This is a genomic window from Parabacteroides faecis (genome assembly GCF_014647375.1).
Taxonomy (GTDB): domain Bacteria; phylum Bacteroidota; class Bacteroidia; order Bacteroidales; family Tannerellaceae; genus Parabacteroides; species Parabacteroides faecis.
Genome location: NZ_BMPB01000012.1, coordinates 1 through 13,298 on the forward strand (window position 1 = coordinate 1; position 13,298 = coordinate 13,298).

Sequence of the window (13,298 nt, forward strand, 5' to 3'; positions counted from 1 at the left end):
GAGCTGCTCGATTGCCTTGTTCTTGATCCTTTCAAAATCAAATTCTTCACTCATAAAAAAACTGTGTTAGCAAAGTTAATACTTTATTTGTTTGCTTTGCTGACACAGTTTAAATTACAGCCTCTGCAAGCCACCGGCCTTACCGAATCGGAGATACAGGCACTATAATCACTATACATTTATATATAGCAGGCGATCTATACCAGGTTGCCTGTTTTATTATCACACTAAAACCTTATTCATGAAACAGCCAGTGTATAGCTTGTCTTATGCTCTATTTATAGTTTTCCTTGCAACGTCCCTATTGCTAACACTGTATTCCCAAAAATTATTACTGCATTTTTCAATGGATAGATAGTCGTAATATAAGCTGTTTTAGAACCAGTTGTTTTATAAGCAATAAAATAGCCGGAAGAAGTACGAAACGAATGATGTTCTTCTGTTCTAGTATGATTTTCGACATCCTTTAGAAAGTCTGACTCTTGAATCAATGTTGTAATAGTCGGTATTAATGGAGTCCCAGGTTGAAAAAAGGAAATCTGCTGACCATCTGAATACTTATCAAAGTCATCACGACGCATAGCTGTTGCATAATCAATATATTCAAAAGTGTGTCCTGCTGCTATGTGAACAATTCTATCAGGCTTAATGAGCACCTTACAACTTTGATTTGTAAACTCAATCTGGGAAGTAGACAATGTACCGGCAAAATGAGTTAAAAAAATATTGTAATATTTGTATACCTCACTCCAATTAGGACTATAGGACTTACAAGCCATTACCGCCATTTTGACATTTGGCGGTAATAGTGTATAAGTGGCAGTCAGATCAAATATATAAATCATGTCGCTGTCAGTGGTAGGCGTAAGGCACATCTCATTGAATACATTTGCTATATCAGTCAGGGGCCATGTTTCTAGCAGAGTCAGGAAATGAGTACTTGATTTGCATAAGTTAACCAATGCTTCCAACCCTTCCGCTTTTTTGAGCAATGGAATCATCTCCGAGATCCGCTCCAGTTTATTCTTTTCTAATGTTTTTATCAAACAGTCAATAATCTCATACCTGTTTTTGAGCAATGAGAGTTTACACAACTTTAATAAGGTTTCTTCGGATGGGGAAGTCTGCTCGAAACTTTGGACAATTTTAATCAATGCGGTCATATCCCAAGATAGCTTAAGGAGCTCTATTACGGTATCCGGCTTATTCGCCAGGCGTTTGGGAGCTGCTTTTACTAGTTCCACGATAGTCGAATATTCATTGGAGAACATATTGCTCCCGTTCATTAGTTCGATTACATGGTCTATATCCCATTCTGGGGGCATGGCGGCAAAAGAATAGATTGCTTTCTGCCATTTATTCCAGTTCTGTGCGCATTGAGCCACTTTTATGATGTCCTCGAAAGGACGTAGTCGTAGTCTGGGGGGGAAATCATAAGCAAACAACCCGTAATAATTCGGTGTTGTGAAATTAACAAGCAGTGTAAAATCGATTATCTCATCTATTGACAGAAGGAAGTTGGCATTTCTTTTCGATGCCATTGCTGTAATGGCATCGATCTTCTCTTTAGCTCCTTTTTGGTATACCCCATCTATCAGTTTATCTACATCTGCCTCCTCCATCGTTTCGATAGCAGCAAAACTGAGTACCTCATTTGGAAGGTTTAGCAATAGTTGATTTTGTGTTATTCGGAGGATATTTGCGTACCATTGTTCTTGGGACAAAGAGACCGGATTAACAGTCGTATTACTGCTGGTGAGTGATTTCGTGTTCTGTTGTTCTTGGATAGTTACGTTCTGTATCAACTGGATAAGCAACTTAAACTCCCAATCTTTAATACCCTTCAATATCGTAGCAAGCTTTGTCGATAGAGCGTAACAGACCCTTCCTATATCCTTCTTATTGTTTTCTGTCAATATACGAAGCAATTCTTTGTGGTATGCAGGATTACAGTTTTCTAATACTTTTTCCGCTGTAGGGATAGGGGTATCCCCTTTTTGAAGCTTTGCTTGTGCAGGTTTAAAAAATGTATTTATGTGTTGTGCTATTTCTTCTTGGATAGTTAATTGTTGGGGATTCGGTGCCGGAGATGTTCCCTGTTCCAATATACTGTTAACTTGAGCCTTGCTTTCTGGATTGGGAACGGTGAGATCTGGTATTTCTGGTTGTAATGAGGTGAGAGTCGGTGCTTCTGTTGGCTGTCCCAGCACCTGATGAATACTACGGGTTGATCCGGTTGGCATTGGAGTTCGACTTTCTGTTTTTATTGAAGCTTGTTGATATTTGTGTTTTTTACCCATAATTATACTGCTGATTTTAAGAGATAATAAAATAAGTGTATCCTCCTATTTTTTCAGCCTGTAAGACTTAGGAGATATAACTTCGCAAATCTATATAAAATACTTTGAATTATAAGCGATGTAGGCATATATATGTGTGTAATGTATTGAACTGTAAAGAGATGGAAAATTTGTTTGCAGGCTTAATAGTGTCGTTTACAAACAATATCTGTCGTTTGCAGGGATAAATTGCAAAATCGTTCACAATCTTTTGTATGGCATATAGCTCATCTGTATCTCTGTCTGGTAATATACTATGTGTTCAAAAATAGATGAAGTTAGTGATTGTTTAAATATTCCTATATATGAAGAATTATATTTTAGTAAGAATACTTTAATTATCAAAATGACTAGCTAAAACGATCGTTTTTTTTAGTCATTTTGATTTTTTACAAAACGGTCGTTTATTATTCGGATCAGTTACAATAATCCATAAAAAACACTAGTATGCAAAACAAATTACGCGGATGGCTGGCAGACAACAGCTTAACGGCAGATCCGAAAGACCGGATTCTGGTACTGGACCCCGCAGGTGATGCCGGGCTTGAAGAAATCTACAAAGAGATGCTTGAAGAAGATACAGGACTCAGGCAATAGACTATGACTCATGTCGTTACACTCTTTCAACGTATTGTGGCACGCTTCCTGATGAACGGCTTTAACGTCAATACCGGACTCTTCCATGCAGTGCCCCGTTTTACCGGAATTATCGAACAAGGCATCTGGAACCCCGAAAAGAACGGGATTTACGTCTCTTTCATACAAGATAAAATGATACGCGAAGAGATCGCAAAGACAGAAGTTGTCATAAAGGGAGAAAAGGCCGACGTGATGTATATCAGCGGCGTGGAAGACCGCAGCAACAACATGACCGACGGCAGCATGACACCCGGACGCAACTTCGCCATTTTCGGTGCTTACCTCCGTGTGGTGGGCGACAATGAAACGGTGGGGATCACTTTTCGCAATACCGCTACCGATGCCGTTGTCAAACTCGGCAACGACATGTTCAGCACCAACGATCCCGGCAAACTGATCTTTATCGTTCCTTCCGAACTAGGGAACGGAACTTACGAACTCACGATAACTACCCAGTATATGAAAGGGAAGAACGCTTTACGCAAAACTCCCCGTGTCATTTCCACCTCTGTATTTGTGGGCGACGGCAGTGGCGGCGGCGACCGTCCCGAGATCGAATAAGTACGCCCTGTCCTTTCGCCGTACCCGGACCCCCGGCGTTCCCCTTGCAGGAACCGGGGCGTTCCCGATGCAGCGAAAGGATGGTTCCCCTGCCGGGAACCTGTGCGGTTGTTTCAAGGCTTCGGCGCCTTTTATCCGGTACAACAGACGGAACGCCCCGGACGTAACCCCAAAACGGGTGAGCCGAAAACGGTCCCTTCCCGCCGGACAGCGAAGTTCCGTCCGGGAATTGCTTTTCTAAAAGATTTGAACAAAGATAAAATAGAATAGAAGTGTTTACTAAAAAAATATAGGGAGTATGAATATGGTAGATAAGCAGCAATGCGACAGGCAACGAAGTGGCTTGTTGCTTTTTTTGTTTTATATAGGGTGGTGGTTTCATAAAGTGGAAAAGATAATGCCTACAGGCTCAACCGACCTGTGGCGGAGAACTTCAAAACCGGTAATTGTCTTTTTGATGGTTTCGATGCTGGCTCTTGTCAATATGGCTGCCGTAGAAGCAAGGACGGTTACGATCGATTTGGATCAATTGAAAGATGGGGATAAATCTGAAGTAGATGGGTGGATGTTGGAGACCTATGGAACTACTCTTTGGTTAGAAGAGAGTCAAGCTTTACATCCCCTCTTTTTATTTGTTAAAATCACTACATCTAGTGATTGATTGTCTTCTATCTTTCCTATTCCTTTGCAATCGTAAAATACTAATAGTTCGAACACGATGAAACAACGCTACCTGTATGTCCTGACTGCCGGCTCTCTTCTTGGTTTACAAACGTTGAAGGCTGACGAAGTGAAAGTGAATATCAACGAGAATGATACGATCAAAACGTATAACATCGATGAGGTCATTGTGACTTCGTCTACGAAAGAGACGAACGATTTACGTTTGTTGCCTGGTTCTGTTTCCATCCTTTCCCCACAGGCTATTTCAGGACGTCAGATCGATGCGTTGAAAGATATCAGTTCGTTCGTTCCCAACCTGTATATGCCGGATTATGGTTCTAAGATGACTTCGGCTATTTATATCCGGGGTATCGGTGCACGGAGCAGCGGACAGTCGATCGGACTGTATGTGGATAACGTGCCGTATCTGGATAAGAGCACATTCGATTTTGAACTCAATGATATCCAGCGTATGGAAGTGTTGCGTGGTCCGCAGGGAACTTTGTACGGACGTAATGCGATGGGAGGGATCGTGAATATTTATACACTTTCGCCGTTAAATTATCAGGGAACCAAAATCTCTTTATCCGGTGGAAATTATGGGGCGTTCAAGGCGAAGGCTTCGCATTACAATAAATTGAGCGACCATGTAGGTATTTCTCTTAGCGGTTATTACGACCGGAATGACGGATTCTTTGTCAACGAATATAATAATACCCGGGCTGATAAAGAAGAATCGGCAGGTGGTCGTTTCAAACTGGACTGGCTTATCAAGCCGAACCTGAAAGCGCAATATACATTCAACTACGACTATGTCAATCAACGGGCTTTTCCTTACGGACTGTATGATAAGGCAACAGGGGTGGTCGCTCCGATCCGCATCAACGATCCCAGTTCCTATGAACGGAATATGCTGAATAATAGCCTTTATCTGGAATGGAAAACGGATAAGATACTGCTTTCTTCCACTACTGCCTACCAGTATCTGAAGGATGATATGAAGATGGACCAGGATTATACGGAAAAGTCGGTATTTACCTTGAACCAGAAGCAGAAACAATATGCGTGGAGTGAAGAGGTAGCGATCCGATCCAATCATAAAAAGAATTATCAATGGAGCTTCGGGGCATACGGTTTCTATAATAGTCTGAATACGGACGGACCGGTTATCTTTAAGGAGGATGGCCTGGAAGGTATTTTGCAGAAGGCATTTGATGAAATGGTCAAGAATCCGAAATTGACGGTGTATGGAGATGATAAGAAGCAGATTTATTTCCCCGGTTATTTTAAAACTCCGACATTTGGTTTTGCTGCTTTTCATCAATCTACTTACAATAATTTGTTTGTAGAAGGATTGTCTGTAACAGCCGGTATCCGTTTGGATTATGAAAAAGCGAAGCTGAATTATGATTCGGCCGTAGATAGCATGAAGATCGGGGTAAAAGTAGGGCCGCGTCCGGAAATTGTTTTACCCGTCGATACCCGTTTGGAGGGAAAGACATCACAGGATTTTTTGCAAGTCTTGCCTAAAGTCTCGTTGCGTTATCAGTGCAGTCCGGGAACATTTACATATATTTCTGTTGCCAGAGGGTATAAAACCGGAGGGTATAATGTACAGATGTTTGGAGATTTGGTGCAGGAATATGCACGTTATGATTTGATGAATAAATTCATGCCTGCTATGGCTGAAAATTATAAGCCGTCGGCTGTAGAAGATGTGGCTTCTTATAAGCCGGAACATAGCTGGAACTATGAATTAGGTGTCCGTAGCGAATTGATAAAAGACCGGCTGAATGCTGAGTTGACACTTTTCTATATGGATATACAGGATATTCAGTTAACTACATTTGCAAAGACAGGTAGCGGCCGTATGATCACCAACGGCGGTAAAGCAGATAGCTATGGCGTGGAAGTAAGTCTTCGCAGCCGTATTGCCGAGGGATTGACTGCCGATCTGAATTATGGTTTTACCCGCGCTACTTTCCGTGATTACCTGGCGATCGACCGGGAAAGCAAACAAGAAGTGAATTACAAGGATAATTTTGTCCCTTACACTCCGCGCCATACCGTGAGCCTGGGACTTCAATATACGAAGTTATTACGTAATTGCTGGTTGGATCAGTTTACCGTCTCAGCACAATGTTCCGGAGCAGGGAAGATCTTCTGGACGGAAAAGAATGATATCAGCCAGGATTTTTATGCCGTATTGAATGCGAAGGCCGGTGTGCGCAAAGGCGCTGTCAGCCTGAATGTATGGAGCCGCAATATAACGAATACGGATTATCAGGCTTTTTATTTCGAATCATTCGATAATTCATTTATACAAAAAGGCAAACCGTTCCAGATCGGGGCAGAGGTTGCGGTAACTTTCTAAAATAAATTATATGAAGGTATTATTCTTGTTCTGTTGTCTGTCGCTCTCTGTTTCCTTGGTAAAAGCAGACGACCAGGATACCACGAAAGTCCGTCAGATTGATTTGAACGAGGTTGTAGTCCAGTCATTCAAACAAAACAGGGATCTGCGCCTGGAGCCGCTGTCGGCATCGTCTGTTACCGGTACAGCCATACAGAATAAGAACATTACAAGTATCAAGGAATTCAGTTCATTCATTCCGAACCTCTTTATGCCTGATTACGGCTCGAAGCTGACCTCTCCGGTCTATATCCGTGGGGTCGGCTCAAAGATCAACGCTCCTTCCGTCGGGCTTTATGTGGATGGTATCCCTTACTTTGAAAAGTCGGCATTCGATTTTGACTTTGCTGAAATAGACCGTGTCGAAGTGTTGCGCGGGCCACAAGGAACTTTATACGGACGTAACACGATGGGAGGGATCATCAACGTATATACCAAATCACCCCTGAAGTTTCAGGGAATGAACGCCTCGATCTCCAACGGAACGTACGGTGTCCGCGATTATGCCCTTTCCCGCTATGCGAAGATAGGGGAGAAATTCGGCTATTCCCTTTCTGCCGATTATAGCAGGAGCGACGGCTATTTCACCAATACCTTTACCGACAAGAAGGCCGATGACCAGAAAAGTGGTTCCGGGCGTATTCGTCTGGAATGGCAGCCGACGCAGCAATGGTCGCTGGGTTTGATGAGTTCCTACGATTATTCCAAACAGGGAGGATACCCTTATGCAGTCTGCGATTCGCTGACCCATAAGCCCGGTGAGGTAAACTATAACGACTATAGTTTTTATAAACGCGTTCTGTCGACAACCGGCCTTACAGCAGAGTATAAAGGAACCGAATATAGCCTGAGCAGTAAAACGGCCTTTCAATATCTGTCAGACCATCAGGGTATCGACCAGGATTTTTCTCCGGCAAGCGTTTATTTTGCCCGGCAAGACCAGAAGCAGAAGATGTTTTCGGAAGAGCTGAATCTGAAATCGACAACGGCCAATCGGTATAAATGGCTGTTCGGTGCTTTCGGATTCTGGCAGGGGATCGATAATACGGTGATACTCGATTATCTGGCACAAAAATACACAACCCGCAAATTCTATGATACGCCGACTTATGGCTTTGCCCTGTATCACCAGTCCACTTTCGATGATCTGTTGTTCGACGGCCTCTCCGCTACTTTCGGTATACGGTATGATTACGAACGTGCTTCTACCGATTTTGTCGGTTTCAAAGATACGGAAGAGAAAACGGAACAATCGGATGCTTTCTACAGTAAACTGAAATTCAGCCAGGTGACGCCTAAGTTTGCCTTACAGTATCTATTCCCGTCTTCCGGTATCCTTTATGCGACTGTGACCAAAGGATATAAGACCGGCGGATTCAATACCTCTTTCGAACGTGAAGAGGATCGCTCTTTCCGCCCGGAAACAAGCTGGAACTACGAGATAGGCGGTAAGCATCCATTTCTGGATAACCGCTTGCGTGCCGATATCGCCTTCTTCTGGATCGACTGGAAGAATCAGCAGATCAGCCAGACCCTTCCCTCCGGACGTGGTTCGATGTTGACCAATGCCGGACGGAGCGAGAGTAAAGGGGTAGAGGTTAGCTTGCAGGGGAATCCGGTGAACGGGCTGATGGTGCAGGTGAATTATGGTTTCACCCATGCTACGTTTAAGGAGTATGTCGATGAGAAGAAAAAGATCGATTATTCGGGCAATTATCTCCCGATGGTGCCTTCGCATACCTTTGCCGTCGGTGCCGATTATACGATTCCGACACCTTGTTCCCATATCGACCGTATCATGATCAGTACGAATTTTACCGGAGTGGGACGGATCCACTGGAAAGAGGATAACAAAGTTTCCCAACCTTTTTACGGACAATTGAACGGAAAAGTGTCAATAACCAAAGGATTCGCTACCTTTGCAATCTGGGCAAAGAATATCACCGATACACAATATACCGCTTTTTATTTCGAATCGGCAGGAAAAGGTCTGGCACAGTCGGGCCGGCCGTTTACGATTGGCGGAAGTGTGGCGATAGCACTTTGATATGGCTTACATCTGATAAGATATGATACAAAAAAATAAAGCGTTTAATCTCGGAACTTTCTTCTGTCTGTACATTGCTCAGACCATTCCGATGAGTTTTTTCTCTACCGTGATCCCGGTGATGATGAGGCAGGAGAATTTCTCTTTGTCAGCCATCGGATTGCTGCAACTGATCAAGCTGCCCTGGATCCTGAAGTTCCTGTGGTCGCCGATGGTGGACCGTCATGCCCGGACAACGGGCGATTACAAGCGGTGGATCTTCTCTTCTGAGCTGATCTATGCCATCCTGATCTTTGCCGTTGCTTTCCTCGATTTTAAAACGGACTTTTATACCATCATCGCTTTGATCATCGTGTCTTTTATCGCTTCAGCCACACAGGACATTGCGACCGATGCACTGGCTGTCCTTTCCTTTAACCGGAAGGATAAGAGCCTGGTGAACAGTATGCAGTCGATGGGTAGCTTCGGCGGTTCGATGATCGGCGGCGGGGTGTTGCTGCTGTTGTTTAAGCAATTGGGTTGGAACAGCCTGCTGCCGTGTGTGGCTCTGTTCGTGATCGTGGCTTTGCTTCCGTTGCTGTTCAACCGCGGCCTGGAGATTGCTCCGAAAGATACGCATGAAAGGGCGAAGAAAGCAGATGTCTTTTATTTCTTTACCCAAAAGAATATATGGAAACAGATCGGTTTCCTGTTCCTCTATTATTCCGGCCTGATCGGTACACTGGCGATGTTGAAGCCTTATCTGGTCGACCTGGGATATTCCATGAAAGAGATCGGGGTGATGAGTGGCGTGGTCGGCACTTCCTTCGGTTTTGTTTTTTCTTTTATCGGAGGGTTTGTCGTACGGCGGATCGGGCGGCATTGGGCGCGTATCCTGTTTTCCGTCTTTGTATTGCTTGCCACGCTTTACTTCCTGGGACTTTCATATGTTACCCCGACGATCGGCATGTTGTATGCCGGTATTGCCTTGCTTTGGGGGAGTTACGGCATGGCGACGATCGTTGTTTATACTACGGCGATGGATTGCGTACGTCCCGGACGGGAAGGTACCGACTTTACGATACAGACAGTCATTACCCATTTGAGCGGGATGCTGATGGCGATATTGAGCGGAAAGATTGCCGACCATACCGGCTATCACGGATTGTTTTTCTTTGAAGTCAGCCTGGCTGTCTTGTCGTTTGTTTATATATTAATCGTGTTCAGAAAAGAGAAAGAAACAGCATAGTTATGATACAGGACTTATTACAGAAATATAATGTACCGGTTCCGAGATATACCAGTTATCCCCCGGCCAATTATTTTACGGATACATTTACAAATACAGATTATGAATCTGCCATAGAAGCCTCTAACACCGCCAGTCCGGGACACATCTCATTTTATGTGCATATTCCTTTTTGCCGTCATCTTTGCCATTATTGCGGATGTAATTCGTTTGCGATGATGAACCGGGATGTGGTAGAACGTTATATAGAAGCCGTACATGAGGAGATCGACCGGGTGAAAGAGCGTCTGGCTCCCGGACGGAAAATCTCCCAGATCCATTATGGCGGAGGAAGCCCTACCGCAATGCCGGTGTATGTGTTGAAGGAACTGAACGAGCATCTGCTATCCGGTTTTGAGACGATCGATCAGCCGGAAATAGCAGTGGAATGCCACCCCGGATATCTGGACGAAGAATACTGGCAATGCCTGGCAGAAGCAGGTTTTAACCGCTTTAGCCTGGGAGTCCAGGATTTCGATGAGAAAGTATTGAAGACGGTAAACCGCCGTCCGGCCTTGCTGCCGGTTGAAATGATCTTCCGGATACTACGCAGTAAAGGTGCACGTATCAATATGGATTTTATTTACGGACTGCCTTTCCAGACAGCCGAAAGCTTCTCCGAAACCATCACCCGGGCGGCTGTTTTACAACCCGACCGTCTGGTCACTTTCTCTTATGCACACGTTCCCTGGGTCAACCGGCAACAGTTGATCCTGGAAAAAGCCGGGCTTCCGGCCAGTGAGGAAAAGAGCCGCATGTTTGAAGCTGCCAAAGAAATATTAGGCGGCAACGGTTATAAAACGATCGGACTGGATCATTTCGTCCGCAAAGACGACGAACTGTACACAGCCCGGCAAAACGGACAGTTACACCGTAACTTTCAGGGCTATTGTACCCGCCGTACGACAGGACAGGTGTATGCTTTCGGAGTGACGGGTATAAGCCAGTTGAGTTCCGCCTATACACAAAACAGCAAAGACATCAATCGATATATCGAACAGATCGGGAGCGGTTCGTTTGCTATAACGAAAGGATATACACTGAGTCGTGACGAACAGATTACCCGTGAAGTGATCGAAACGTTGATGTGTAATTATACATTGAACTGGCAGGAAGTGGCAATCCGTCTGTCTTGTCCGGTAGATGAGGTAAAGGCAGCAACGGCCTATGATGAGAATCGCATACGGGAGTTTGCCGAAGATGGTCTGATCGAATATGACGATGATCATATCCGCATGACTTCCGAAGGTGCCCTTTTTGTTCGTAATGTGGCTGCATCGCTGGATAAACTGATGCTTCACTCAAATAAATCATTTTCAAAACCAGTCTGATATGAAACAGCATACTACGGATATTCTGATAATCGGAGCCGGATTGACCGGTTTGACCACCGCTTTTCATCTCGTGCGGGGAGGAAAACAAGTACATATTCTGGAATGTAACGACCGGGTAGGAGGACAGATACATACTTTCCGGGAAGATGGTTTCATCTTTGAAAGCGGTCCTAATACAGGAGTCGTTTCTTATCCGGAAGTGGCAGAATTGTTTTCGGCTCTATCTCCGGCATGTCAATTGGAGACGGCCCATGACGAGGCGAAGTGCCGCCTCATCTGGAAAGGAAATGCATTCCGTGCGTTGCCTTCCGGCCTGTTCAGTGCCGTGACAACCCCCTTATTCACGTTGAGTGATAAATTCCGTATCCTGGGAGAACCCTTCCGTGCCAAAGGTACGAATCCGGATGAATCGGTAGGAGAACTGGCCGCCCGGCGTTTAGGAAAGTCTTTCCTGAATTATGCAGTCGATCCGTTTTTATCCGGCGTCTATGCGGGCGATCCGCTGAAGCTGGTTACTCGTTATGCTTTACCTAAATTATACAATCTGGAACAGCAATACGGTGGATTTATCAAGGGAACGATCGCAAAAGCCCGGTTACCTAAAACGGACCGTGACCGGCTGGCAACCAAGAAGGTATTTTCCGCATCCGGTGGTTTGGAAAATCTGGTGAAGGCTATGGAAGAAACCATCGGCCGCCCGAATATCACGCTATCGGCTTCCGGTATCACGATCCGTCCGTCGGAAAATGGCTGGCAGGCTACTTATAAAACATCGGAAGGGGAGCAAACCCTTCATGCCAATACGGTGGTAACGACCTGCGGCGCTTATGCATTGCCGGCTCTGTTACCGTTTATCCCCGCAGTAGATATGGATAAGATCAGCAACCTGCAATATGCTCCGGTAGTACAAGTCAGCGTCGGTATCCGTAATACAGGGAATTTACATTTTAATGCTTTCGGGGGGCTGGTCCCTTCCTGTGAAAAGAAAGATGTGTTGGGAATCCTTTTTCCGGCAGCCTGTTTCGATAACCGGGCACCGAAAGGAGGGGCGCTCTTCTCTTTCTTTATCGGTGGTGTCAAACGCTCGGAACTGACCCGTTTGACGGATGACGAGTTGAAGGCCTTGGTGATACATGAGTTCCATGCGATGTTGAAATTCCCGATCGGGATACAGCCGGATATGATCCGTATTTTCCGCCATGCCCATGCTATTCCTCAATATGAATTAAGCAGCGGTGAACGTTTTGCTACGATCGATAAATTACAAACACGCTATCCCGGTCTGATACTGGCTGGTAATATCAAAGGCGGTATCGGTATGGCCGACCGGATCCGGCAGGCAACAGGTATTGCTGAAAACTTGCTCATGTAAGTCAAAATTACTTTCTTTGTAAAAAAGACAAGTTCATGGATGATATGGATAAGATGGTCGAGATTGCACGGTTTCAATACCCGGCCGAGGCACAAACGTTGATAGCGTTGCTCAAATCGGAAGGGATCGAGTGTTATCTGCGAAACGAATACACGAGTCAGTTATATGCCAGCTATGTGGATGTCGGTGGTGCCCGTGTGGAGATCCTGGAAAGTGATGTGCCTGAAGCTTTGGAGATTATGAAAGCCGGTGGATATGATATACCGGAGGAAGACGAAGAAGCAGAGCAGATACAGGTCGTAGCCGGTTGGGCACGTCATATCCCTTTTCTACGTAATTATACGTTGGAAAAGCAAATTGTCATCTTATTCGTGATTATTGCTGTACTTTTGGTATTATTGATCTTTTTTGGATCACAAATCTCATCTAACTAAACAAATGTAACCAATGGCCCGTAGAAAGATTACAAATAGTCAGGCGGTATGTCTCACCCTTTTGTGGGGTGTTTTAGCCTACATGCTGCTTGTTTACAGCGAAGAGATCACATTTGATGTGATTTTTGCCCTGGTAGCATCAGCTATCATTGTGTTCGTTCCTGTCTATAAAAACATAAAACGTAGAAATGAGTGACATTTAGTTATTATTGCCCCTTTAAAATGTCTA

General features: G+C 44.7%; 10 protein-coding genes and 1 pseudogene. 10 read left to right on the plus strand and 1 reads right to left on the minus strand.

Going from position 1 to position 13,298, the window contains the following annotated elements:
- Positions 1-278: 278 nt before the first annotated feature.
- Positions 279-2,300 carry a hypothetical protein gene (locus IEY67_RS17225; RefSeq protein ID WP_183671137.1) on the minus strand — a complete coding sequence of 674 codons (2,022 nt, stop codon included), beginning with the start codon at positions 2,298-2,300 and terminating at the stop codon, positions 279-281.
- Between the two features lie 486 nt (positions 2,301-2,786).
- On the opposite strand from IEY67_RS17225, the pseudogene IEY67_RS17230 reads away from it, so the two are divergent.
- The 10 genes and pseudogenes from IEY67_RS17230 to IEY67_RS17275 all read left to right on the plus strand — a co-directional run bounded on the left by IEY67_RS17230 (position 2,787) and on the right by IEY67_RS17275 (position 13,265).
- A pseudogene (locus tag IEY67_RS17230) lies at positions 2,787-3,539 on the plus strand (DNA-binding domain-containing protein).
- Between the two features lie 102 nt (positions 3,540-3,641).
- Complete coding sequence (locus IEY67_RS25455) at positions 3,642-3,809, plus strand: HU family DNA-binding protein (RefSeq protein WP_183671136.1); 168 nt, start codon at positions 3,642-3,644, stop codon at positions 3,807-3,809.
- 28 nt (positions 3,810-3,837) lie between these two features.
- Positions 3,838-4,200 carry a hypothetical protein gene (locus tag IEY67_RS17240; RefSeq protein WP_183671135.1) on the plus strand — a complete coding sequence of 121 codons (363 nt, stop codon included), beginning with the start codon at positions 3,838-3,840 and terminating at the stop codon, positions 4,198-4,200.
- A 57-nt stretch (positions 4,201-4,257) separates the two neighbouring features.
- Positions 4,258-6,576: a TonB-dependent receptor gene (locus IEY67_RS17245; protein ID WP_183671134.1), complete on the plus strand. Its 2,319-nt coding sequence runs from the start codon at positions 4,258-4,260 to the stop codon at positions 6,574-6,576.
- 10 nt (positions 6,577-6,586) lie between these two features.
- Complete coding sequence (locus IEY67_RS17250; protein ID WP_183671133.1) at positions 6,587-8,662, plus strand: TonB-dependent receptor; 2,076 nt, start codon at positions 6,587-6,589, stop codon at positions 8,660-8,662.
- A gap of 22 nt (positions 8,663-8,684) precedes the next feature.
- Positions 8,685-9,890 (plus strand): MFS transporter, encoded by a 1,206-nt coding sequence (locus IEY67_RS17255; protein ID WP_183671132.1) that lies wholly within the window; start codon positions 8,685-8,687, stop codon positions 9,888-9,890.
- Positions 9,891-9,892: 2 nt separating this feature from the next.
- Complete coding sequence (hemN, locus tag IEY67_RS17260) at positions 9,893-11,260, plus strand: oxygen-independent coproporphyrinogen III oxidase (RefSeq protein ID WP_183671131.1); 1,368 nt, start codon at positions 9,893-9,895, stop codon at positions 11,258-11,260.
- A 1-nt stretch (position 11,261) separates the two neighbouring features.
- Positions 11,262-12,635, plus strand: coding sequence for a protoporphyrinogen oxidase (hemG, locus tag IEY67_RS17265; protein ID WP_183671130.1), 1,374 nt, complete (start codon positions 11,262-11,264; stop codon positions 12,633-12,635).
- Between the two features lie 44 nt (positions 12,636-12,679).
- Positions 12,680-13,069, plus strand: a complete 390-nt coding sequence (locus tag IEY67_RS17270) for a putative signal transducing protein (RefSeq protein WP_122355705.1) — start codon at positions 12,680-12,682, stop codon at positions 13,067-13,069.
- A gap of 13 nt (positions 13,070-13,082) precedes the next feature.
- On the plus strand, positions 13,083-13,265 hold the full coding sequence (locus tag IEY67_RS17275) for a hypothetical protein (protein ID WP_122355590.1): 183 nt from the start codon (positions 13,083-13,085) through the stop codon (positions 13,263-13,265).
- Positions 13,266-13,298 lie beyond the last annotated feature (33 nt).